Source organism: Sphingobium sp. LF-16, from assembly GCF_003711185.1.
GTDB classification, from domain to species: Bacteria; Pseudomonadota; Alphaproteobacteria; order Sphingomonadales; family Sphingomonadaceae; genus Sphingobium; species Sphingobium yanoikuyae_A.
This window is the reverse complement of record NZ_CP029335.1, coordinates 1,610,729-1,631,286: the sequence shown is the minus strand read 5'-3', so window position 1 is coordinate 1,631,286 and position 20,558 is coordinate 1,610,729. Positions and strand designations below refer to the sequence as shown.

Sequence of the window (20,558 nt, the reverse complement as noted above, 5' to 3'; positions counted from 1 at the left end):
GCGTCGGCATATCTGTTGTTCGTCAGATATGATCGAATCTGGTGACCCCTACGGGAATCGAACCCGTGTTTCAGCCGTGAGAGGGCCGCGTCCTAACCGCTAGACGAAGGGGCCGTATGTCGCATGGGCGACAGGCAGGGGCGTGCCTTTAGGCAGGGCTGGCGATGGCGTCAAGCGAAAGCAGCGAAAATTTCCGGCGACCTACGCTGACTGCAGCCCATAAAAAACCACCCCATGCGATGCACGGGGTGGCCAGGTTCAGGGAGGAGACGCCTCCAAGGGGGAGGCGCCCTATACGACGCGCCCGAAAGGGGGGCAGGCGCATCGCATGCAATAGAAATAGGGCAGGGCGCGGCTGCTTTCAAGAGCAAGCCCCGCCCTGTCCCGATATATTTGCGATTAACGGAGTTAATCGGACTTTAGGCGTCTGCTGGCACCGGTGCGGCCGGTACAGCGATCGGGCCCTTGCCCTGGCTGACCTGGCCTTCAAAGATCTCGCGCATCAGCTGCAGCGAGAAGAGATGGGCGTGAATCAGCGGCAGCAGGCCGTTCTGGTTGATCTTGCGCAGCTGGTCACCGCGCAGGTCGCGCAGCTTTTCCTCGTTCACCATGCGGAAGCCGCGATAGACGAAGGGCTGTTCGTTGTTCGGGGTCTGGATCGCGACTTCGCCGTCCATCAGCAGGTCCATCTCGGCCAGATCCTTCATGAACTGGCCGGTGCGGGCGGCGGCCTGCTCGAAATCCTCGCAGAACTTCAGGATGCCCTTGGTCACGTCGGTCGGCTGGCCATTTTCGAACAGGACCGGGCCGTCGCCTTCGGTGCCGATCGCCTTGCTGGTCGGATCAAAGCAGAGCGAGAGTTCGTCGCTGTCGGGACGCAGCTTGGCCAGCATCCAGGGGTAACGGCGGACATAGGCCGGGATATAGGCCGGGCCGCGCAGCTTGCCTTCGTCATCGACGAAGACGTTCACGCCTTCGTTGAGGCCCATCAGCGCGAGCGGCACCGAATCCTGGCCCGCCGAGAAGATGATGGGCACGAAACGCTGGGCCGAGACGAATTCGTCGATGGTCAGCGGCACGGCGTGCTGGGTTACCAGGAACGGAGCGGCATCGACCGGCTGGGTGCGATAATCGGCATGATCGACGGTGCTGAGTGGGATCAGGTCGTTGTAGAAGATGGGAAGGCTGTTCGCGGGCGCGCTGGCCATGATGTTGTTCCGTCCTGTTAGAAAGCGCGCAAGGCTTGCGTCGCTGATCCGAATATGGGTGTGACGGGATAATCGGAGCTATCCCGCTAGGCAATCGCTTTGTGGATATGCTGCGCTCAACCCTCGTCGGGGCGAGGGATGAGCTTGTCGGGGTTCATGATGCCGCCCGGATCGAAGGCTGTCTTTATCGCGCGCAGGGCATGGATGCGGGCCGGGCTGGCGAGGCGTCCGAGTTCGGCGCGCTTCATCTGGCCAATGCCATGCTCGGCCGAGATGGAACCGCCCGCGGCGACCACCGCGTCATGGACGAAGGCGTTGATCGCCTGGCCCTGCGCCGCGATCCAGGCCGGACCGTCGCTGGTGCCCCTGGGCGCGCGGACATGGAAATGGACATTGCCATCGCCCAGATGACCGAAGGAAGAGGCGGTCGTGCCGGGGAAGGCTGCTTCGGCGGCGGCGGCAGCCTCCAGCATGAAGGCCGGCATGCGCGGCACCGGCACGCTGATGTCATATTGCAGCGCGGGCCCCTGCGCCTTTTCGGATTCCGACAGGGATTCGCGGATGCGCCAGAAGGCCTCTGCCTGGGATTCGCTGGCGGCAATGGCGGCGTCGATCGCGATGCCGCGTTCCAGCGCCAGGCCGAGCGCGCCTTCCAGCCGCTCGGTCGGGCCGGGCTCGCGCATGTCGCCATGGTCGACCTCGATCAGCACATGCCAGGGCGTGCGGGTCTCGATCGGGCAGCGCGTGCCGGGAATATGGGACAGGACATGGCCAAGGCCATCGTCGGCAATCACCTCGAACCCCTCGACGCTGTCACCCAGTTCGCCTTCGACCAGGCGCAGCAGGGCGAGGGCATCGGCGGGTGTCTGCACGCCGACCCAGCCAACCGCGCGGGCGGCGATGGCGGGCACCAGCCGCAGGGCGGCCGCGGTGATGACGCCCAGCGTGCCTTCCGCGCCAATCAGCAACTGCTTGATGTCATAGCCGCGATTATCCTTCTTGAGCGCGTCCAGCCCGTCGAAGATGCTGCCATCAGGCAGCACAGCCTCGATCCCCTCGACCAGCGCGCGCATCGTGCCGTGGCGCAGCACCTGGGTGCCGCCGGCATTGGTCGAGACGAGGCCGCCGATCGTGGCTGATCCCTTGGCGCCCAGGCTGAGCGGAAAGCGACGGCCGGCCGCTTCGGCGGCGTCGTGCAGGTTGGAAAGGATGACCCCGGCCTCGCACACCGCCAGATTGTCGTCGGCCGACAGGTTGCGGATCTGGTTCATGCGGCGCAGCGACAGGATCAGCGCCGATCCGTCGGCCGGCGGTGTCGCGCCGCCGACCATCGACGTGTTGCCGCCCTGGGGGACGAGGGCGATGCCAAGTTCCGCTGCCAGCGCCACGCAGTCGGCCACTTCGCGCGTCGAGGCAGGGGACAGGATCGCGCGGGCCTTTCCATGATAGCGGCCGCGCCAGTCGCTGACCCAGGGGGCGATATCGTCGGCATCGGTAATGACGCCCTTGGGGCCGAGCAGGGCGACGAAGCGATCGATGGCATCCTGTGCGATTATGGCTTGTTCTGTCATGGGACATGCTATGCCCCGGAATTCATCGACGGTTCAACCGTTGGCCGATAGCTTGCCACTCCCAAAAGGGGTTCCGCTTGGTTCATACCATCCTGATGCTGCTTGCAGCGCCTGCTGCCGACCCGGTGCAATGGGCGCAACTGACGATTGAGCAGCGCGTGATCATTCGTGTTCCGATGGCCAAGGGGCGGGCGCCGACGCGAGTCGTGCCCAAGAGTGACGAGCGCTGGGAAGAGAAGAAGGGGCCGCGCTGTGTGGCGCTGCGATCGATTCGCGGGGCCAGCATCGTGGTGTCCAACGGGGTCGACCTGATCCTGGCGGACAAGCATCGCTACCGCGCGCGGCTGGAGCGGGGATGTGATTCCGCCAGCTTCTATTCGGGCTTCTATGTCGAGCCGGACGAGGATGGATCGCTCTGTTCGGGGCGGGACGAGTTGCAGGCCCGCAGTGGCGCGAGTTGCGGGATCGACAGCTTCAGGCGGCTTGTGGAAGCGGACGCCGAGGATTGATCGGCAGAAAAACGGCTGGTTTGGCCAGCATATTGCGCGATTTCCTTGACAAGATGGCGATATTTTCGCAAGTCGCGCGCGATTTCCGTCGTGCGGACGCGCAGGACGGCCAACCTCCTGTCCCGGACATTTGAATGACTTTTGCCGATCTCGGCCTCTCCGACGAATTGCTCAAGGCCGTAACCGAGGCGGGTTACGACACGCCCACGCCGATCCAGGCGCAGGCGATCCCGCCGGTGCTGATGATGAAGGACATCATCGGCATCGCGCAGACGGGCACGGGCAAGACCGCCAGCTTCGTGCTGCCGATGATCGACATCCTGGCGCATGGCCGCGCCCGTGCGCTGATGCCACGCAGTCTGATCCTGGAGCCGACCCGCGAACTCGCCGCCCAGGTGGCCGAGAATTTCGAGAAGTACGGCAAATATCACAAGCTCTCCATGGCGCTGCTGATTGGCGGCGTGCAGATGGGCGACCAGATCAAGGCGCTGGAAAAGGGCGTCGACGTCCTGATCGCGACGCCGGGCCGCCTGATGGACCTGTTCCAGCGCGGCAAGATCCTGCTCAACGGCTGCAACATGCTGGTGATCGACGAAGCCGACCGCATGCTCGACATGGGCTTCATCCCGGATATCGAGGAAATCTGCACCAAGCTGCCGGCGCAGCGCCAGACACTTCTCTTCTCTGCCACCATGCCGCCGGTCATCAAGAAGCTGGCCGATCGTTTCCTGGACAATCCCAAGTCGATCGAGGTGGCGCGCCCGGCAACGGCATCGACCAACATCACCCAGCGGCTGGTGAAGGTTGATTCGCGCAAGAAGCGTGAAGCGCTGCGCGCGATGCTGGAAGCAGAAGAGGTGCAGAGCGCGGTGATCTTCTGCAACCGCAAGACCACGGTGCGCGAACTGAACAAGAGCCTGCAGCGTCACGGCTTCAAGTCGGGCGAGATTCATGGTGATATCGACCAGGCATCGCGTATCGCCGAACTGGAGCGGTTCCGCGATGGCAGCGTGAACATCCTGGTGGCGTCGGACGTCGCGGCCCGCGGCCTCGACATCAAGGGCGTCAGCCACGTCTTCAATTTCGACGCGCCCTGGCATCCCGATGACTATGTCCACCGCATCGGCCGTACCGGTCGCGCGGGGGCCAAGGGCGTTGCCTATACCTTCGTCGCGGCCGAGGATGCCGAGGCGATCGACAATATCCAGAAGCTGATCGGCACCAAGATCGACTATGTCGAAACGCCGGTCGCGGCTGCGCCTGCGCCGCGCGCGAAGGAAGAGCCGCGCAAGGCCGATCGCGAGGAGCGCCACAATGAGCGGCCCGGCGGCCGCGACGCGCGTCGCAAGCCCGAGCGCAAGGATGACCGGCGCAACGACAAGCGGGATGATCGTCGTGACGACCGCCGCGATGCGCCGGCTGCACGCCCAGCGCCGCATAGCCGCCGTCAGGAACCCGATGATGGTCCGGACGATGGCTGGAACGGTCCGGTGCCCGAATTCCTGAATTTCGGTTTTGGCGGCTGAACGGCGCCACTTAGATTGAAAAGGCCCCCGTCACGCGCAGGCATGGCGGGGGCCTTTTTGTTATGTGATCGGGACGGGGCAAGGGGAGAGATTGGCCATGACGGCAATTCCAGGTGTTGGCGCTTTTGCGATCGTGCCCAGCAATGACGTCGCCATTGCCCTGGCCTTCTGGGAAAGGCTGGGCTTCGTGCGGATCGGCGGCGATCACCATTATCATATCATGGAGGGATGGGGGTGCGAGGTGCATCTGACCCAGGCGGGCGCGCCGCCCTGGGATGTGCCGGCGCATAATCCCTTTGGCGTCTATCTGCGCACGCCCGATGTGGCGGCGATCGCGGCGCTGGTCGATGATCTGGTCATCCGGCCAGGCGGCATTTTGCGCCATCGCGAATGGGGGCTGTATGAGGTCGGGATCAACGGTCCGGATGGACTGCTGGTGCGCATCGGCTGGCCGTCCGAACTGATCGAGGGCGCCTGACGCTATAATAGTCCCTGCGCGCGCAGGCTGCTATGCCCCTGCGCACCGATGATGATATGGTCGTGGACGCTGATCCCCAGCCGCTTGCCGGCCTCGACAATCTGGCGGGTGATCTCGATATCCTGCTTGCTGGGGGATGGATCGCCCGATGGATGATTGTGCACCAGGATCAGGGCTGCTGATCCCAGTTCCATGGCCCGCTTGATAACCTCGCGCGTATATATGGCCGCCTGGTCGATCGATCCGTCACCCATATTCTCGTCGCGGATCAGCATGTTGCGGCTGTTGAGATGCAGCACCCGCACGCGTTCGACATGGAGATAGGCCATGTCCGCGCGCAGATAGTCGAGCAGTGCCTGCCAACTGCCCAGCACCGGTCGTTCCGCCACATCGTTGCGCAGCATTCGCAGTGCGGTGGCCTGGACGATCTTGATCGCGGCGACGCTGGTATCGCCCATGCCGGGCACCCGTGCGATCGCCTGCCAGTCGGCCGCCATCAATCCGCCGATCCCGCCAAATTCGCGCAGCAGCAGCCGAGCCAGCGGCTTGGTGTCGCGGCGGGGGATGGCAAGGGCGAGCAGATATTCGATCAGTTCATGGTCGAGCAGCCCGTCGCCGCCTTCGGCCAGGCGCTGGCGCAGGCGGGCGCGATGACCGGCACCATCCTGGCTCGCGCGTTCGTCCTTTTCGGTCATGCTGGCGATCCCCCATTCCCCGGCGAATGAAGGCTAGGCTTTGCGGATTTCGTGGGCAAGGCTATTTCTGGGGTGGATATTTCCAATGGGTCGGACGTTATGGATGCGTTACGGACCTGAAGTGCGAGCGAAAGTCGGGGTTGGCCAGGCAGATGGAAGACGAGAACGGCGAAGCCGAAATTCGCCGGGGCTGGCTGCGCTGGCTGGGTGTCGGGACGGGTTCGCTCGGCCTGGTGCTGGTCGCGCTGTGGACGCAGCGCGCGCCGATCGCCGAGAATTTCGTCAACCGCGAACTGAACCGGCGCGGGGTCCAGGCCAATTATGACCTGACGCAGGTGGGCCTGCGCACCCAGCGGATCGAGAATGTCGTGCTGGGCGATCCGGCGCGGCCGGACCTGACCGCTCGTTGGGTGGAGGTCGACATCGCCTTTTCCGGCGTGACGCCGCAGGTGGCAGCGGTTCGCGCCGGTGGCGTGCGGATGCGCGGCGCCTATCGCGACGGGCGTGCTGACGCTGGGCGAACTGGACAAGTTTCGCGATCCCGATTCGACTGCGCCCTTTGCCATGCCTGACCTGCTGCTTCATCTGCGCGACGCGCGGTTGCGGCTGGATACCGACGCGGGGGCAGTCGGCCTGCAGATCGATGGCAATGGCAATCTGAAATCGGGTTTCCGCGGCAAGCTGGCCGCCGCCATGCCCAGGGCACGGATGGCCGGCTGTGGCGTGGCCAAGGCGAGCGCCTGGCTGGACGTGGCGATGGTGGACGGCCGGCCGCATCTGCGCGGGCCGATCAAGGGCGATGCGCTCGCCTGCGCGGACATGGCGATGGCTGCGCCGACGGCCGACATCGATCTGTGGCTGGGCCAGAGGCTCGACCGCTGGAACGGATCGGCCAAGCTGGCGGGCGAGGCGCTCAAGGCGCAGGGCATGCTGCTGGCGGCCCCGGTCGGTCGGATCGAGTTCGACGGTACGGCCAAGGCCATGGCCGGGCGTGCGCGGATCGGCGCACGCGCCTTTTCCGGTGCCGGGGTGCTGGCGGGGCCAACCGAACTGGCCGGTGACTGGACGCTGCGCGGCGGTGATGCGACCTTCAGCGGCGATCTGACCGCGCGGAACGGGCGGATGGCCGGGCGCGATCCGCTGGCGGCTTTGCGCACGTCGACGGCCGGCACGCCGGTGGCGCCGCTGGCCCTGCGATTGGCGGATGCGGCACGGCGGGCCGGCGCGGATAATCTGCTGCGGGCGCGGGTGGCGCTGGCGCAGAAGGGCGATGCAGGCAGTCTGGTGCTGACCGATACCGAATTTGCAGCGCGCAGCGGCGCGCAGGTGGCTGTGGCGCGGGACGGCCGGGTGACGCTGGCCTGGCCGGGCAAGGGCGGCGCGGCGATCGATTGGGCGCTGGACGGCGCGATCACGTCGCAGGGCGGCGGCTTGCCCAAGGCGGCGCTCCGACTGGCCCGCCGCGCCGGCGGCGGTTTTGGCGGGCAGCTATTCATCGATCCCTATACGGCCGACGGCGCCCGGCTGGCGTTCGAGCCTGTCCGATTCGTTGCCGGGCCGAAGGGCGACACGCGCTTCACGACCGCGTTGCGGCTGGATGGGCCGCTGCCCGATGGGGCTGTTCGCGGTCTTGGCCTGCCGATCGATGGCCGGCTGGCGTCTAATGGCGCGATCGCGATCAACGAACATTGCGCGCCACTGACCTTGCTGGAAGCGCGCTATGGCAGCTTCGCGCTGGGGCAGACCCGGCAGACGCTCTGCCCACTACCCAATTCGGCGCTTTTCGCCATGGGGCCGGGCGGCATGAAGGGCGGTGCGGAGCTTCGCAATGTCGCGCTGAACGGGCGAAGCGGCGACAGCCCGATGGGCCTAAAGGCGGACAATGCCCGGCTGATATTGGGCCAGACCGGCTTCACCCTGGGCAATGCAGACTTTGCCATCGGCCCGGAGGATGCGCCGGTGCGCCTGTCTGCGACGAGCGTCACCGGTGCGGCGACGAAGGAAGGCTTTGCCGGCGACATCAAGGGCGCGGGTGGACGGATCGGCACCGTGCCGCTGATTGTCGAGCAGGGGGCGGGCGACTGGGCCTTTGCTAAGGGGGCGCTGTCGCTCAAGGCGGCGATGCAGGTGCGCGATGCGCAGCCTTCGGTCCGCTTCAACCCGCTGTTCGTGCCTGACTTTGCCCTGGCGATGAAGGATGGCCGAATCACCGCGACCGGCACGCTGCAGGTGCCGGGCAAGGGTGCCACGGTGGCGCGCGCCGATATTGCGCACGACCTGGGCAGCGGGAAGGGGCATGCCGACCTGACCGTGCCGGACCTGGGCTTCGGGCCGGGATTGCAGCCGGAGGAACTGACGCCGTTGACGCTCGGCGTGATCGCCAATGTCGCCGGCCGCGTGACTGGCGAGGGGCATATCCGCTGGACCGGGTCCGATGTCAGCAGCGATGGCGTCTTCCGGACCGAACGGCTGGATCTGGCGGCGGCATTCGGCCCGGTCGAGGGGCTGTCGGGCGAGATCCATTTTTCCGACTTGCTCAATATGGTGACGCCGACCGGGCAGGAGGCGCGAATCGCGCTGGTCAATCCGGGCGTCGAGGCGCGCAATGGCACGGTGCGCTATCGCTTGGGTGCCGGCCAGAAGTTGCATATCGAGGGCGGTGGTTTCCCCTTTTCGGGCGGTGAACTGGTGCTTCTGTCCACGACCATGGACTTTGGTGCCGATGTCGATCGCTATCTGACCTTCCGGGTCATCGGCCTCGACGCTGGTGCCTTCATCCAGGCGATGGACCTGAAAAATGTGTCGGCGACCGGCACGTTCGACGGCATCATGCCGCTGATCTTCAATGCGCAGGGCGGGCGGGTTGCCGGCGGCGTGCTGGTCGCGCGGCAGCAGGGCATGGCACCGCTGATCATGCCCGAGGGCGTGCTGCCTAGCATCCCCTGCGACCCAACGCGCCAGTCAGGCGTGCTGTCCTATGTGGGGCCGGTGTCGAACGAGCAAGTCGGAGTTATGGGCAAGGTCGCCTTCGATGCGCTGAAGGATCTGCAATATAAATGCCTCACCATCCTGATGGATGGCGCGCTGGATGGCGAGATGGTCACCAATGTGGTGTTCAACGGCGTCAACCGAGGTCAATTGGGCGGTGCGCCGCAGGGGATAGCGAAAAGCTTCGTCGGCCTGCCCTTCATCTTCAACGTGCGGATTTCCGCGCCCTTCCGCGGCCTGATGAAATCCGCCCAATCCTATGTCGACCCGTCGCAGGTGATCCGCGACCAGATTGGCGAGGATGCCCAGCAGAAGATGCGCGCACAAAGCGCGGCCGATCTGCAATCTGGTCTTGCGGTTCAGCCTGCGGCAAGCGAGACTGTGTCAAATACGGAGCCGAAATGAAGATAGCAGCAATCATGATGGCCGGTCTGGCAGCTTCGGCCCTTGGAGGATGCATCCAGGTCAAGGCCCCGGACAAGCCGATCGAGATCAATCTGAACGTGAAGGTCCAGCAGGAGGTCGTCGTCCGTCTGGAGAAGGACGCCAAGGATCTGATCAACAATAACCCGGAGTTGTTCCCGCAATGACACGCAAGTTCATGCTGGCCGCCGCTGTGCTGGGCGGCCTGGTTCTGGCCGGCACCGCGCAGGCCCAGGGTGGTGCGGCCGCCGCGATCGCTGCCGGCACGGTGGGCGAGCAGGCCGATGGCTATCTGGGTATCGCCGGCACGGTGGGCGCGGATGTGCGGGCCGAGGTCGAATCGATCAACATCAAGCGTCGCGCCGTCTATACCGATCTGGCCGGCAAGCGCGGCGTGACGGTGCAGGATGTGGCGGCCGCAACCGGTTGCCAGACGCTCAGCAGCCGGGTGAAGCCGGGGCAGGTCTATCGCGTCGGCGGTGGTGCCTGGCAGACCAAGGGCGCCGGGGCGATCTCTTTGCCGGCCTATTGCGCCACCGCAGGCCAGTAAAATGCGCGTGGCTGGCGGACTTTGACCGCCAGTTCGTCTGGGCAGGATAATCTCCTGCCCAAGTATAGTTGACTATCCGTCATCCCCTTTCTAAACGGGCCGCGCCTTGACGGGTGCAGCCGCAAGCGCCATGCCGCCTGCCATTGGGTTTCAGCCTGATGGAAGGATTGGCAATGGTTGCGGGTGAATCCGGGCAGGACCCGGCGGGGGAAGATGCGCGGATCGCTTCACTGGAAGCGAGAATTGCGCAGGCGGAACATGCCGAGCAGGTCAGACAGGGGACGAAGGTGCAGCAGGCGGACGATGGTTCGCGTCTGGGCAACAGGGTTCTCGCAGAGCTGATCGGTGGTCTTGTCGGTGGTGCGTTGATCGGCTGGGTTCTCGACCGGCTGCTCGGCACATCCCCATGGCTCCTGCTTGTCTTCCTCGGTCTCGGGATCGTGGCGGCGTTCAGGAACATCATCAGATTGACGACGACGAAGCGTTCCGATCAATAGGGGCGCTTTTGTCTTAGTCCGAATATTAGACGGTACAGGGGTCCAAGTGGCAGAATCCGGCAAAATCGATCCGATGCATCAGTTTGCGATCGAACCGCTGTTCGGTACCGATCACCTGTCCATCGGCGGCTTCAACATCGCCTTCACCAACAGCGCGCTCTATATGGTCGCCGCTGCGGTGGTGCTGTGGATCTTCGTGATCGGCGGCATGAAGCGCGAACTGGTGCCCGGTCGTTGGCAGATGGCGGTCGAATATTTCACCGGCTTCATCAAGAACCTGCTGATCTCGAACGTGGGTGAAGGCGGCAAGAAGTACATTCCCTATGTCTTCTCGCTCTTCATGTTCATCCTGATGGCCAACCTTCTGGGTCTGTTGCCGCTGGGTCTGGTCGGGGTCCACCCCTTCACCTTCACCAGCCATTTCACCGCCACCGGCGTGTTGGCGATCATGAGCTTCTCGATCGTGCTGATCGTTGGCTTCTGGAAGCATGGGCTGCACTTCTTCTCCCTGTTCGTGCCGCACGGCACGCCCCTGCCGATGATCCCGGTCATTTTCCCGATCGAGCTGATCTCGTTCATGGTGCGTCCGTTCAGCCTGGGCCTGCGACTGTTCGTGGCGATGACCGCCGGACACGTGCTGCTCAAGGTGCTGGCCGGCTTCGTCATCAACAGCTCGAATGCTGGCCCCGGTTTCGGTCTGACCGTCGGTGCCGCCAGCTTCGTGCTGATGGTCGGTATCAGCGCGCTCGAAGTGCTGGTCGCCGTGATCCAGGCCTATGTGTTTGCGCTGCTGACCTCGGTCTACATCAACGACGCCGAAAACCTGCACTGAGTTTTCGTACATTCTTCAACGTTTAATTGGTTAAGAAAAAGGAGTTTAGAACATGGACGCAGAAGCCGCAAAGCTGCTCGGTGCTGGCCTGGCCGCGATCGGTGCGGGCATTGCCGCCCTCGGTGTGGGCAACGTCTTCAGCTCGTTCCTCGAAGGCGCGCTGCGCAATCCGGGTGCCGCTGACGGCCAGCAGGGTCGCCTGTTCATCGGCTTCGCCGCCGCCGAACTTCTGGGTCTGCTGGCGTTCGTTATCGCCATGATCCTGGTCTTCGTGGCCTAAAGATCGACGGGGCGGGCAGCCTGGCTGCCTGCCCCTTGACGACCGCCCCCTTTTCGGACGGATAAAAATGCCTCAAATCGCGCAAATCGCCGATACCTATGCTTCCCAGATCTTCTGGCTGCTGCTGACGTTCGGCTTCGTCTTCTTCGTCATCGGCCGCGGCATGGTGCCCAAGGTGCAGGCGACGGCCGACGCGCGCGACGCGAAGATTTCGGGTGATCTCGATGCTGCCAAGGCAGCCTTCGCCCGCGCCGACGAAGCGGAAGCGGACTATCGCGTCCGTGATGCCGAAAGCCGCACCGCCGCCCAGGCGACGCTGGCCAAGGCGAAGGCGGATGCCGCCAAGGCTTCAGAAGCGAAGCTGGCCGCCGCCGATGCGGAGATCCAGGACAAGATCGGCGCTGCCGAAGCCCGGATCAAGACCGCCACGGATGCCGCCATGGCACAGATTGAAACCGTCGCCGCCGATGCGGCGCGCGACATGGTCGTCCGGATTTCCGGCGTGGAAGCGTCGGACGAAGCGGCCCGCAACGCAGTAAAGGCGGCACTGGCTCATGGCTGAGGCAGCAGTAGAGCATAGCGAGGCGCAGGCCCCGCACCTCAATCAGGCAATCCACGCCGAAGGCATGGAGCCGGTTGGCACCGTGGCGCATGAAGGCGTCGCGCCGCATACCGATCCCAAGGCGGTCGGCATGGACGCGACCGCCTGGGTCAGCCTGGCGATGGCGGTGTTCATCGTCATCCTGCTGATCAAGAAGGTGCCCAGCCTGATCGGCGGTGTGCTGGATGGCCGGATCGCCCAGATCAAGGAACAGCTGGCCGAAGCATCGAAGCTTCGTGCCGAAGCCGAAGCGCTCAAGGGCGAATATGAAGCCAAGCTGGCCGCTGCGGCTGGTGAAGCCGACGCCATGCGCAAGTCGGCCGAGCATGAAGCCGAAACGCTTCTGTCCGATGCCAAGGTGCAGGCTGCCGATCTGGTCGCCCGTCGCCAGAAGATGGCGGAAGACAAGATCGGTGCGGCTGAGCGCAGCGCTCTCGCAGACATTCGTGCCAAGGCGGTGAAGGCCGCTACCGGCGCTGCAGCCGCCCTGATTGCCGAAGGCCATGATGCCAAGGCGGACAAGGCGCTGGTCGATGATGCGATCAAGGGTCTCGGCCCGGTCGCCTGATCGAAAACAGGCAGAATTAGCAAAAGGGTCGGCACCGAAAGGCGCCGGCCCTTTTTGTTTGGGTTCAGGCTGGCGTGCTGTGCGTCCATTCGGATCGCAGCATTCGCATGATCGCGGTATCCCATCGCGCATCGCCAACCCGAACGGAGGACAGGCGGACGCCTTCGGTCACGAAGCCGAGCCGTTCATAGCTGCGGATGGCGGGCCGGTTCCAGGCATAGACATTGAGCTCCAGCCGCTCGACGGCGTCGAAGGCAAAGGCGCTGGCGAGCGCAAGGCGCAGCATCGGCACCGCCAGACCCCGGCCTCGCGCATCGGGCGCGATCGCGACCCGGCCCAGCGTGGCATTGCCGTTGCGCCAGTCGAAGGCGATCTGGACATGGCCGACAAGCTGACCGTCGTCCTGGGCCATCCAGCACAAGCGCGCGGGCGGATCGCTGCGTCCTTCATCCAGCATTGCCGTCATCTGCTCACCGGACAGCGGGAAATGGACAAAAGGCCCACCCCACTGAACGACATCCGCGTCGCTGCCAAACCAGCCCGACAGGGTGGAGAAATGATCGGGGGTGAAGGGAAGGAGATGGACCATAAGGCGGTCATAGGCGCGCCAGCGTGCGGAGTGCCACGGCCGGTTGTTCCAAGGTGGCGCGGTCGGCGGATCAGACGAAGATGCTGTTCCAGTCCTGCTTCATGCTGACCAGGGTCAGGCCATAATCCGGGGCCTTGTCCAGCGCCTCGGCCAGGGGGCTCAGGAAGAAATCCCGATCATAGGCAAATTCCCGAGCGGCATCGTCATGATGCAGCAGCAGCGCCAGCCGTGGCCCTGATCCGGTCTTCACATAGCGGAGCATGGCGAGGTCGCCGTCCGAATTGCCGAAGGCCAGGATCGGGCGACGGCCGATATGAAGGGCGATATTCTGCGCCTTCGCCTCGCGGTCGTCGAAACAGTGGAGTTCGGGCAGCTTGACAAGTTGCGCGACGCCATCACCGTCGATTTCGAACCGGGTGCGAAGGCTGGAGCCGATCACCTGTTCGGGCGGAATGCCATAGACGTCTTCGGCGAAGGCGCGCATCAGGTCGAGCCCGCCGCCCGAGACGATATAGGTCTTGAAATCATGGGCGCGCAGGAAATCCAGCAATTCGATCTGCGGGCGATAGACGCACCGGGTGAAGGGCCGGTCGAGCAGGGGATGATGTGCGGTGGCGAGCCAGTCGCGTGCGATCCTGTCAAATTCCTCTTCGGTCGCACCCGCATGTTCACGGGCGGCAACCTCCAGCAGCCCTAGCTTCCCCAGCGCCTTCATGGCCGGCATGTCCTGCTCGACATAGGCCTTGAAAGGCTGTTGCTGCGCGAGTTCCGGTTCCTGTTCGATCAGCTTTGCGCGCAGCATGCGGCCGAACAGGAACTGGGTCTGAAGTGGCTGTTCCGCCCAGAGCGTGCCGTCATTGTCGAAGGTGGCGATGCGCTGCGGGGCGGGGATATGCTCCGGTCCCGAGCCTGTCACGCGGGCGACGAAATCCAGGATTGCGGCCTTGGCAGGTCCGTCATTCCAGGACGATAGGGGATCGGACATGGCTGGCTCCTCGGCGCTTGAACGTCCGGTGATTGGACCGCGACGGCAAAGCGGGAGCAATCGGGGTTTCCCCCGGAAAGGGGCGGGCATGGCCCGCAGTCGGGGCGAATGGCGCCTGGCCATTCGCCCCTTTGCCTGGCGATCAGGCGGCCAGCGTGGCGTTGTCGATCACGAAACGATATTTGACGTCGCTCTTCTGCATGCGGGCATAGGCGTCTTCGATATCCTGGATGCGGATCATCTCGATATCGGCAGTGATGCCCTTTTCGGCGCAGAAATCGAGCATTTCCTGGGTCTCGGCGATACCGCCGATCAGCGAGCCGGCGATCGAACGCCGCTTGAAGATCAGCGCGCCGACATTGGGCGAGGGGTGAGCATGCTCGGGCACCCCGACCAGCGTCATCGTCCCGTCGCGCTTCAGCAGGGTGGTGAAGGCGTCGAGGCTATGGCTGGCCGCGACCGTGTTCAGGATGAAGTCGAAGCTGTTGGCATGGGCCTGCATTTCCTCGGCATTGCGCGAGACGACGACTTCGTCCGCGCCCAGGTCCAGCGCGTCCTGGCGCTTGGATTCCGAGGTGGTGAAGGCGACCACCTTGGCGCCCATGGCATGGGCCAGCTTGATGCCCATATGGCCCAGGCCGCCAATGCCGACGATGCCGACCTTCTGGCCGGGGCCGACCTTCCAGTGGCGCAGCGGCGAATAGGTGGTGATGCCCGCGCACAGCAGCGGCGCCACGGCAGCGAGCTGATCGGCCGGGTGGCTGATCTTCAGGACGAACTTGTCCTTCACCACGATATTCTGCGAATAGCCGCCCAGCGTGTGGCCCGGCGCATCATCGGTCTTGCCATTATAGGTGCCGACAAAGCCGTTCTCGCAATATTGCTCCAGCCCTTCGTCGCAGGAGGCGCAGCCCTGACAGCTGTCGACCATGCAGCCGACGCCGACCGTGTCGCCGACCTTGAATGCGCTGACATGATCACCAACGGCCGTCACATGCCCGACGATCTCATGGCCGGGAACGCAGGGATAGAGGGTACCGTCCCATTCGGACCGGACCTGGTGCAGGTCCGAATGGCAGACGCCGCAATAGGCGATATCGATCGCGACATCATGCGGACCGACGGCGCGGCGTTCGATGTCGAGGGCTTCGAGCGGCTTGTCGGCGGCGTTGGCGCCATAGGCTTTAGTGGCCATGGGGATGTCCCTTTGCTTGAGGTTCGCGGTGTGCAGGGCATATGCCCCTCCGCTGCTATTCTTGGATGGGCGCGGGCCGTGGGACGGCCTGTGCCTGTCCCATGTAGGAAGTCGACAGGCTGTTGATTAGGCCGGCTTTCGGCAACACAGCCATGAATGGCAATCATGAATGCCGGTGTTGGCCGCCCTTTGTTCCACACCGCCATTGCGATCCGCGCCGGTGCCGCTATCTCTGCGGCCATGTCGCAGCCGCAATCCCCCGACCGTTTCAACGAAGACAAGGCGACCTATACCGTCACCGGCAGCCAGCCCGATATCGATGCGGGCGTGGAGGCGATCCGCACGACGCTGAAGACCTTGCCGACCCGGCCCGGCGTTTACCGGATGCAGGATGCGCGTGGCGATGTCCTCTATGTCGGCAAGGCGCGGGCGCTGAAGAACCGGGTCGCCAATTATACCCAGGTCGACCGGCTGCCCAACCGGCTGCGGCGCATGGTGGCGCAGACGCGCAGCATGACCATCGTCACTACCAACAGTGAAGCGGAAGCGCTGCTGCTGGAGGCGCAGCTCATCAAGCGCTACCGCCCGCCCTATAATGTCCTGCTGCGCGACGACAAAAGCTTCCCCTTCATCCTGTTGCGCGAGGATCATGATTTTCCCCGCGTGCAGAAGCATCGCGGCGCGCGCAAATATAAGGGGCGCTATTATGGCCCCTTCGCCAGCGCCGGATCGGTGACGCGGACGATCAACGCACTGCAAAAGCTGTTCCTGCTGCGGTCCTGCACCGACAGCTTCTTCGCCAATCGCTCGCGGCCCTGCCTGCTGTATCAGATCAAGCGCTGCTCGGCGCCCTGCGTCGATCGCATCGACACGGCCGGCTATGCCGAACTGGTGCAGGATGCGCAGGATTTCCTGGGCGGCAAGTCGACCGCCGTGCAGCAGAAGCTGGGCGCGGCGATGGAGGCAGCGGCCGAGGCGCTGGATTTCGAACAGGCGGCGATGATCCGCGACCGGCTGAAGGCGCTGACCTTCATCCAGGGATCGCAGGCGATCAACGCCGAAGGGCTGGGCGACGCCGACATCTTCGCATTGGCGGAGAAGGGCGGATCGATGTGCATCCAGGCCTTCTTCATCCGCGGCGGCCAGAATTGGGGGCATCGCAGCTTCTTCCCGGTCCACACCAATGATGTGGCGACCGAAGAGGTGCTGGAAAGCTTCATGGCGCAATTCTACGAGGAAGTGCCGCCGCCCAAGCTGATCCTGACTGACCGTGAACCGGCCGAGTGCGAGCTGATGGCGCTGGCGCTGAGCGAAAGGCTGGGCAGCAAGGTTCGGATCGAGGTGCCCCAGCGCGGCGAGCGCACGCGGCTGATCAAGCAGGCGCAGCGCAACGCGGTGGAGGCGCTCGACCGGCGTCTGGCCGAGACCACGACCCAGGCCAAGATATTGGACGAGATGGTCGAGGCTTTCGGGTTGGACGGCGTGCCCGATCGGATCGAGATCTACGACAACAGCCATATCCAGGGCGCCCATGCGCTGGGGGCGATGGTGGTCGCCGGGCCGGAGGGCTTCCGCAAGAACGCCTATCGCAAGTTCAACATGAAGAACCCGGACATATCGAACGACGATTTCGCGATGATGCGCGAAATGTTCGAGCGGCGCTTTGGCCGGGCGGCGCGCGAAGACCCTGATCGCGACGGTGGCGAATGGCCGGACCTTGTGCTGATCGACGGCGGCAAGGGGCAATTGTCGGCGGCGCGGGCGATGCTGGAGGATATGGGCATCGAGGATGTCTGCATGATCGGCATCGCCAAGGGGCCACATCATGGCCGCGACGGGCGCGAGGTTTTCCACCTGATGGATGGGCAGGAGGTGAGTTTCCCGATCAATCATCCGCTGCTCTTCTACATGCAGCGCCTGCGCGATGAAGCGCATCGCTTTGCCATCGGCGCGCATCGGGCGAAGCGCAGCAAGGCGATCACCGTGTCGTCGCTCGACGAGGTGCCCGGCATCGGCCCGGCCCGGAAAAAGGCGCTTCTGATGCATTTCGGGACGGCGCGGGCGGTGCGCGATGCGGCGCTGGAGGATCTGCAACGGGCACCCGGCGTGTCGAAGGCGGTGGCGCAGCAGGTCTATGATTATTTCCACGGCTGAAAAAATGTGACGATGACGCAATGATTTTTGCTGGCTCATAAGTATCGCGTTAACAATTGTTGGTGATGTTTCCCCAGCCGATCGGCGGGGGAGACAAGAGTGGGGAACAGGTGGGGGCTTGCGGCTGCGCAATTGGCGACAGTCGCTTTTCTGATGATGGCGGGTGTTCTGGCGCCGCCGGCGCGTGGCGACATGCTCGCCATTCCCCTGACAACGGCGAGCGGCCATGGATTGGCGGCGGGGTTGATTGCAGTCGGCGCGATCCCGGTCGGCCAGGGGCAGATCGATGGGGCATTGGTGGTGCGGGGCGATCGCGATCGGCTGGGCTGGCCGATGCTGGCGCGCGGCGTGTTGCTGCTGGCGGCGCCCGATTTTCTCTGCGCCAGCAAGGGAGGGCGGGCATGAACGTCGAACGCCCGATGGAAAGCATCCGCTTGGCCGGTGCGCGCATGCTGATGTGGCTATTCTGGCTGAATGTGCCGGCACTGATGCTGATCGGCTGGTGGCTGAAGGCACCCGATGCGGAAGTCGGCGCGCTGGCGGCTGCGCTGCTGGCGCTGCTTCCGACCATCATGGTGCGGCGGCGCGACATTGCGGCGCCGGCGCGCATGACGCTGGCGGTGACATCGGTGGCGATCCCGGCGCTCTATGTCTTCCTGCTGCGCGGCCATGGCTGGCAGATGGACATGCATATGGGCTTCTTTGCGGCGCTGGCAGCGCAGACCGTTCTGCTTGATCGGCGGGCGTTGCTGTTCGCGGCCGGCGTGACGGCGCTCCATCATCTGGCCCTCAACTATAGCTATCCCGCCTGGGTGTTCGCCAGCGAGGGCGATCTGCCGCGGGTGCTGGTGCATGCGCTGATCGTGGTGATCCAGACCCTGATGCTGTGGTGGATCGTGTCGCTGCTGACCCAGACCATCCGCCTGCAGACCGAGGAGCGGCAGCGGAGCGAAGGGCTGCGCAAGGAAGCCGATGCGGCGAAGGAGCGGGCCGAGGTCGCGCTGGCCGAACTGGAACGGGCGCAGACGATTGCGACCCGGCAGCGCGCGATCGAGGAGGCGGCGCGGCGGGCCGAAGAGGCAAGCGAGCGGCGTCGGCTGGTGGCCGATGCGCTGGAGGCGCGGCTGGGCGCGGTGGTCGGCGACCTCGGCCAACTGGCGGGGCAATTGTCGGCCAGCAAGCAATGGCTGTTCGATCTGCTCGATCGCACCACCCAGCGCTCGGCCGAATTGCGCAAGGCCCATGCCCGCGCCGATGGCGATGTCCGCGCGGTGGCGCAGGACACGGAAAAGCTGGCCATTTCGATCAATGGCGTGGGCGGCAGTGCCAGCCACACCCGCGACAATGCGCTGCGCGGCGCCATGGCGACCCGTGCGCTGACGCCGGAGGTCGACATGCTGTCGGCGACGGTCGATTCTGCCAGTTCGATCGTCGCGCTGATTTCGCAGATCGCGGCGCAGAGCCGGACTCTGTCGCTTAACGCCGGGATCGAGGCGGCGCGTAGCGGCAGCGAGGTGCGCGGTTTTGCCGTCGTGGCGTCGGAGATGAAGAGCCTGGCCGCGCAGACGGCCGAGGCGACCCGCCAGATCGACATCTATCTGCAGGATATTCGGCGCGCGGCCGACAGCGTGTCGGGCGCGATCGATGTCGCGACCCAATCGGCCGACACGATCGACCGGTCGACCGCCGGCATCGTCGATGATGTGGCGGAACAGATACGCGCCACCGGCGAGATCGCCGCGGCAACCGAGGAGATGGCCCGCCATATCGCAGAAGCGGCGTCCCAGGCCGAAGCGCTGAGCCTGGCGCTGGCGGAGGCGCAATCGGCCATGGGCGAAACCGACGCGGCGGCGACGGCCTTGTCCAGTCGTTCGCAGGAATTGCAGGAAACGGTGCGTAACGTGCTGGAGGAACTGCGCGCCGCTTAGCGCTGGGGCGGGTCGCCGGGGAAATTCGCCTTCAGGAAATCGAGCACCAGCCTGGCGCGGGCGGGTAGGCGTTTCAGCGCGGGATGCACCGCCAAAATGTCGATCGGGTCGATCTGGCTGGCGGGGAGGACGCGCATGAGGCGCCCCGCCTCCAGATCGTCTGCCACCCGCACGGCGGGCAGCATCGCGATGCCGAGGCCGGCAAGCGCGGCGCGATGCACCGCCTCGCTATTGTCGCTGCGGAACGGGCCGCTGATCAACTGGTCGCGGCCGTCCACGGTCCATTTGGCCGGCAGGTCGCCATAGCCATAGGCGATGCAGCGATGGCTCGGCAGATCGTCCGCGCTGGCGGGCAGGCCATGGCGCGCGACATAGTCGGGATGGGCGACCAACATGCGGGGCAGGGCACCGAGCCGATGCACGACCAGCATATCGTCCCCGACCTGGCCGACGCGCAGCGCCAGATCGAGCCGGTCCTGGACCAGATCGCGTTGCCAGTCGGTCATCGCCATGTCGATCCGCAGGCCGGGATGCTGATCGCTCAACAGGCTCAGCAGGCCCAGATAATAGAGGCCCAGCGCGGTGGTGACGCCGATCCGCACCGTGCCGCTGACATCGCCCTGGACCGGGCGCAATTCCTGTTCGGCCACTTCCAGCGCGTCGACCAGAGTGCGGGCATGGACCAGCAACTGGTCGGCTTCCGGCGTCGGGACCAGCCGGCGCGTGGTGCGATGGAACAGCACGGTACCAAAATGGGCTTCCACCTGATCGAGCCGGCGGGCTATGGTGGTGTGGCTCGCATGCATCTCGGCAGCGACGCGCGTGAAACTGGGCTTTTCGCATAGCCGTATGAAGGTGCGGATCGAAAGAAGCAGGTCGCTCATTTGAACATGTCCTGCACAGATATTGTGCCGGGAATCCCTATTGTGCGGAGAACGGAAAAGCCAGACCTAAGCGCCGGCGCAGGGACGCCAGTCAGAC

General features: G+C 64.8%; 20 protein-coding genes, 1 tRNA gene and 1 pseudogene. 14 read left to right on the top strand and 8 right to left on the bottom strand.

All coding sequences use genetic code 11. From position 1 onward, the window contains the following. Positions 1 to 39 precede the first annotated feature (39 nt). The 3 genes from DIZ22_RS07660 to DIZ22_RS07650 form a co-directional block, all read right to left on the bottom strand. Positions 40 to 114 (bottom strand) — tRNA-Glu (locus tag DIZ22_RS07660). 305 nt (positions 115 to 419) lie between these two features. After that, positions 420 to 1,208: a SapC family protein gene (locus DIZ22_RS07655; protein ID WP_004207403.1), complete on the bottom strand. Its 789-nt coding sequence runs from the start codon at positions 1,206 to 1,208 to the stop codon at positions 420 to 422. A gap of 116 nt (positions 1,209 to 1,324) precedes the next feature. Then, positions 1,325 to 2,779 carry an FAD-binding oxidoreductase gene (locus tag DIZ22_RS07650; RefSeq protein WP_048937918.1) on the bottom strand — a complete coding sequence of 485 codons (1,455 nt, stop codon included), beginning with the start codon at positions 2,777 to 2,779 and terminating at the stop codon, positions 1,325 to 1,327. A gap of 77 nt (positions 2,780 to 2,856) precedes the next feature. On the opposite strand from DIZ22_RS07650, the gene DIZ22_RS07645 reads away from it, so the two are divergent. The 3 genes from DIZ22_RS07645 (at position 2,857) to DIZ22_RS07635 (ending at position 5,292) form a co-directional block, all read left to right on the top strand. Beyond that, positions 2,857 to 3,288 carry a hypothetical protein gene (locus DIZ22_RS07645; protein WP_004207401.1) on the top strand — a complete coding sequence of 144 codons (432 nt, stop codon included), beginning with the start codon at positions 2,857 to 2,859 and terminating at the stop codon, positions 3,286 to 3,288. Positions 3,289 to 3,422: 134 nt separating this feature from the next. Then, complete coding sequence (locus tag DIZ22_RS07640) at positions 3,423 to 4,814, top strand: DEAD/DEAH box helicase (protein WP_048937917.1); 1,392 nt, start codon at positions 3,423 to 3,425, stop codon at positions 4,812 to 4,814. A gap of 97 nt (positions 4,815 to 4,911) precedes the next feature. Next, positions 4,912 to 5,292 (top strand): VOC family protein, encoded by a 381-nt coding sequence (locus DIZ22_RS07635; RefSeq protein WP_048937916.1) that lies wholly within the window; start codon positions 4,912 to 4,914, stop codon positions 5,290 to 5,292. A 2-nt stretch (positions 5,293 to 5,294) separates the two neighbouring features. Here the strand turns inward: DIZ22_RS07635 and radC are convergent, their stop codons facing one another. Continuing rightward, positions 5,295 to 5,987 (bottom strand): DNA repair protein RadC, encoded by a 693-nt coding sequence (gene radC / locus DIZ22_RS07630; RefSeq protein WP_048937915.1) that lies wholly within the window; start codon positions 5,985 to 5,987, stop codon positions 5,295 to 5,297. Positions 5,988 to 6,139: 152 nt separating this feature from the next. Between radC and DIZ22_RS07625 the strand changes: the two are divergent. From DIZ22_RS07625 to DIZ22_RS07590, 8 genes and pseudogenes are all read left to right on the top strand, one after another. Beyond that, positions 6,140 to 9,380, top strand: a pseudogene (locus DIZ22_RS07625) (YdbH domain-containing protein). Continuing rightward, entirely contained in the window at positions 9,377 to 9,565 is a 189-nt protein-coding gene (locus DIZ22_RS07620) for a YnbE family lipoprotein (protein ID WP_004207396.1), read from the top strand. Before DIZ22_RS07625 ends, DIZ22_RS07620 begins: the two are co-directional and overlap by 4 nt. Then, positions 9,562 to 9,948 carry a YdbL family protein gene (locus DIZ22_RS07615; protein WP_010337715.1) on the top strand — a complete coding sequence of 129 codons (387 nt, stop codon included), beginning with the start codon at positions 9,562 to 9,564 and terminating at the stop codon, positions 9,946 to 9,948. The genes DIZ22_RS07620 and DIZ22_RS07615 overlap by 4 nt, the downstream gene beginning before the upstream one ends. A 173-nt stretch (positions 9,949 to 10,121) precedes the next feature. Further along, positions 10,122 to 10,445 (top strand): AtpZ/AtpI family protein, encoded by a 324-nt coding sequence (locus DIZ22_RS07610; protein WP_004207394.1) that lies wholly within the window; start codon positions 10,122 to 10,124, stop codon positions 10,443 to 10,445. A gap of 46 nt (positions 10,446 to 10,491) precedes the next feature. Then, positions 10,492 to 11,277 (top strand): F0F1 ATP synthase subunit A, encoded by a 786-nt coding sequence (locus tag DIZ22_RS07605; protein WP_017503282.1) that lies wholly within the window; start codon positions 10,492 to 10,494, stop codon positions 11,275 to 11,277. Between the two features lie 52 nt (positions 11,278 to 11,329). Next, entirely contained in the window at positions 11,330 to 11,557 is a 228-nt protein-coding gene (locus tag DIZ22_RS07600) for a F0F1 ATP synthase subunit C (RefSeq protein WP_004207392.1), read from the top strand. Positions 11,558 to 11,624: 67 nt separating this feature from the next. Further along, on the top strand, positions 11,625 to 12,119 hold the full coding sequence (locus tag DIZ22_RS07595; protein ID WP_004207391.1) for a hypothetical protein: 495 nt from the start codon (positions 11,625 to 11,627) through the stop codon (positions 12,117 to 12,119). Beyond that, positions 12,112 to 12,726 carry an ATP synthase subunit B gene (locus DIZ22_RS07590; RefSeq protein WP_004207390.1) on the top strand — a complete coding sequence of 205 codons (615 nt, stop codon included), beginning with the start codon at positions 12,112 to 12,114 and terminating at the stop codon, positions 12,724 to 12,726. The genes DIZ22_RS07595 and DIZ22_RS07590 overlap by 8 nt, the downstream gene beginning before the upstream one ends. A gap of 64 nt (positions 12,727 to 12,790) precedes the next feature. Here the strand turns inward: DIZ22_RS07590 and DIZ22_RS07585 are convergent, their stop codons facing one another. From DIZ22_RS07585 to DIZ22_RS07575, 3 genes are all read right to left on the bottom strand, one after another. Then, entirely contained in the window at positions 12,791 to 13,315 is a 525-nt protein-coding gene (locus DIZ22_RS07585; RefSeq protein WP_048937913.1) for a GNAT family protein, read from the bottom strand. A gap of 70 nt (positions 13,316 to 13,385) precedes the next feature. Further along, positions 13,386 to 14,300: an HAD family hydrolase gene (locus DIZ22_RS07580; protein ID WP_122928079.1), complete on the bottom strand. Its 915-nt coding sequence runs from the start codon at positions 14,298 to 14,300 to the stop codon at positions 13,386 to 13,388. 142 nt (positions 14,301 to 14,442) lie between these two features. Beyond that, positions 14,443 to 15,495, bottom strand: coding sequence for an NAD(P)-dependent alcohol dehydrogenase (locus DIZ22_RS07575; RefSeq protein WP_048937912.1), 1,053 nt, complete (start codon positions 15,493 to 15,495; stop codon positions 14,443 to 14,445). Between the two features lie 240 nt (positions 15,496 to 15,735). Between DIZ22_RS07575 and uvrC the strand changes: the two genes are divergently transcribed. The 3 genes from uvrC to DIZ22_RS07560 all read left to right on the top strand — a co-directional run bounded on the left by uvrC (position 15,736) and on the right by DIZ22_RS07560 (position 19,577). Then, entirely contained in the window at positions 15,736 to 17,649 is a 1,914-nt protein-coding gene (gene uvrC, locus DIZ22_RS07570) for an excinuclease ABC subunit UvrC (RefSeq protein ID WP_048937970.1), read from the top strand. A gap of 153 nt (positions 17,650 to 17,802) precedes the next feature. Next, positions 17,803 to 18,054, top strand: a complete 252-nt coding sequence (locus DIZ22_RS07565) for a hypothetical protein (protein ID WP_048937911.1) — start codon at positions 17,803 to 17,805, stop codon at positions 18,052 to 18,054. Continuing rightward, positions 18,051 to 19,577 (top strand): methyl-accepting chemotaxis protein, encoded by a 1,527-nt coding sequence (locus tag DIZ22_RS07560; protein ID WP_048937910.1) that lies wholly within the window; start codon positions 18,051 to 18,053, stop codon positions 19,575 to 19,577. The genes DIZ22_RS07565 and DIZ22_RS07560 overlap by 4 nt, the downstream gene beginning before the upstream one ends. Here DIZ22_RS07560 and DIZ22_RS07555 read toward each other — a convergent pair. Continuing rightward, positions 19,574 to 20,461, bottom strand: coding sequence for a LysR substrate-binding domain-containing protein (locus DIZ22_RS07555; RefSeq protein WP_122928078.1), 888 nt, complete (start codon positions 20,459 to 20,461; stop codon positions 19,574 to 19,576). The two genes, DIZ22_RS07560 and DIZ22_RS07555, sit on opposite strands and share 4 nt — an antisense overlap. Positions 20,462 to 20,558 lie beyond the last annotated feature (97 nt).

Bases quoted from the DNA above. Each gene is read 5' to 3' on its own strand.
- DIZ22_RS07655 (WP_004207403.1), bottom strand. From the start codon at position 1,208: ATGGCCAGCGCGCCCGCGAACAGCCTTCCCATCTTCTACAACGACCTG.
- DIZ22_RS07650 (WP_048937918.1), bottom strand. From the start codon at position 2,779: ATGACAGAACAAGCCATAATCGCACAGGATGCCATCGATCGCTTCGTC.
- DIZ22_RS07640 (WP_048937917.1), top strand. From the start codon at position 3,423: ATGACTTTTGCCGATCTCGGCCTCTCCGACGAATTGCTCAAGGCCGTA.
- DIZ22_RS07635 (WP_048937916.1), top strand. From the start codon at position 4,912: ATGACGGCAATTCCAGGTGTTGGCGCTTTTGCGATCGTGCCCAGCAAT.
- radC (WP_048937915.1), bottom strand. From the start codon at position 5,987: ATGACCGAAAAGGACGAACGCGCGAGCCAGGATGGTGCCGGTCATCGC.
- DIZ22_RS07620 (WP_004207396.1), top strand. From the start codon at position 9,377: ATGAAGATAGCAGCAATCATGATGGCCGGTCTGGCAGCTTCGGCCCTT.
- DIZ22_RS07615 (WP_010337715.1), top strand. From the start codon at position 9,562: ATGACACGCAAGTTCATGCTGGCCGCCGCTGTGCTGGGCGGCCTGGTT.
- DIZ22_RS07610 (WP_004207394.1), top strand. From the start codon at position 10,122: ATGGTTGCGGGTGAATCCGGGCAGGACCCGGCGGGGGAAGATGCGCGG.
- DIZ22_RS07600 (WP_004207392.1), top strand. From the start codon at position 11,330: ATGGACGCAGAAGCCGCAAAGCTGCTCGGTGCTGGCCTGGCCGCGATC.
- DIZ22_RS07595 (WP_004207391.1), top strand. From the start codon at position 11,625: ATGCCTCAAATCGCGCAAATCGCCGATACCTATGCTTCCCAGATCTTC.
- DIZ22_RS07590 (WP_004207390.1), top strand. From the start codon at position 12,112: ATGGCTGAGGCAGCAGTAGAGCATAGCGAGGCGCAGGCCCCGCACCTC.
- DIZ22_RS07585 (WP_048937913.1), bottom strand. From the start codon at position 13,315: ATGGTCCATCTCCTTCCCTTCACCCCCGATCATTTCTCCACCCTGTCG.
- DIZ22_RS07580 (WP_122928079.1), bottom strand. From the start codon at position 14,300: ATGTCCGATCCCCTATCGTCCTGGAATGACGGACCTGCCAAGGCCGCA.
- DIZ22_RS07575 (WP_048937912.1), bottom strand. From the start codon at position 15,495: ATGGCCACTAAAGCCTATGGCGCCAACGCCGCCGACAAGCCGCTCGAA.
- uvrC (WP_048937970.1), top strand. From the start codon at position 15,736: ATGTCGCAGCCGCAATCCCCCGACCGTTTCAACGAAGACAAGGCGACC.
- DIZ22_RS07565 (WP_048937911.1), top strand. From the start codon at position 17,803: ATGATGGCGGGTGTTCTGGCGCCGCCGGCGCGTGGCGACATGCTCGCC.
- DIZ22_RS07560 (WP_048937910.1), top strand. From the start codon at position 18,051: ATGAACGTCGAACGCCCGATGGAAAGCATCCGCTTGGCCGGTGCGCGC.
- DIZ22_RS07555 (WP_122928078.1), bottom strand. From the start codon at position 20,461: ATGAGCGACCTGCTTCTTTCGATCCGCACCTTCATACGGCTATGCGAA.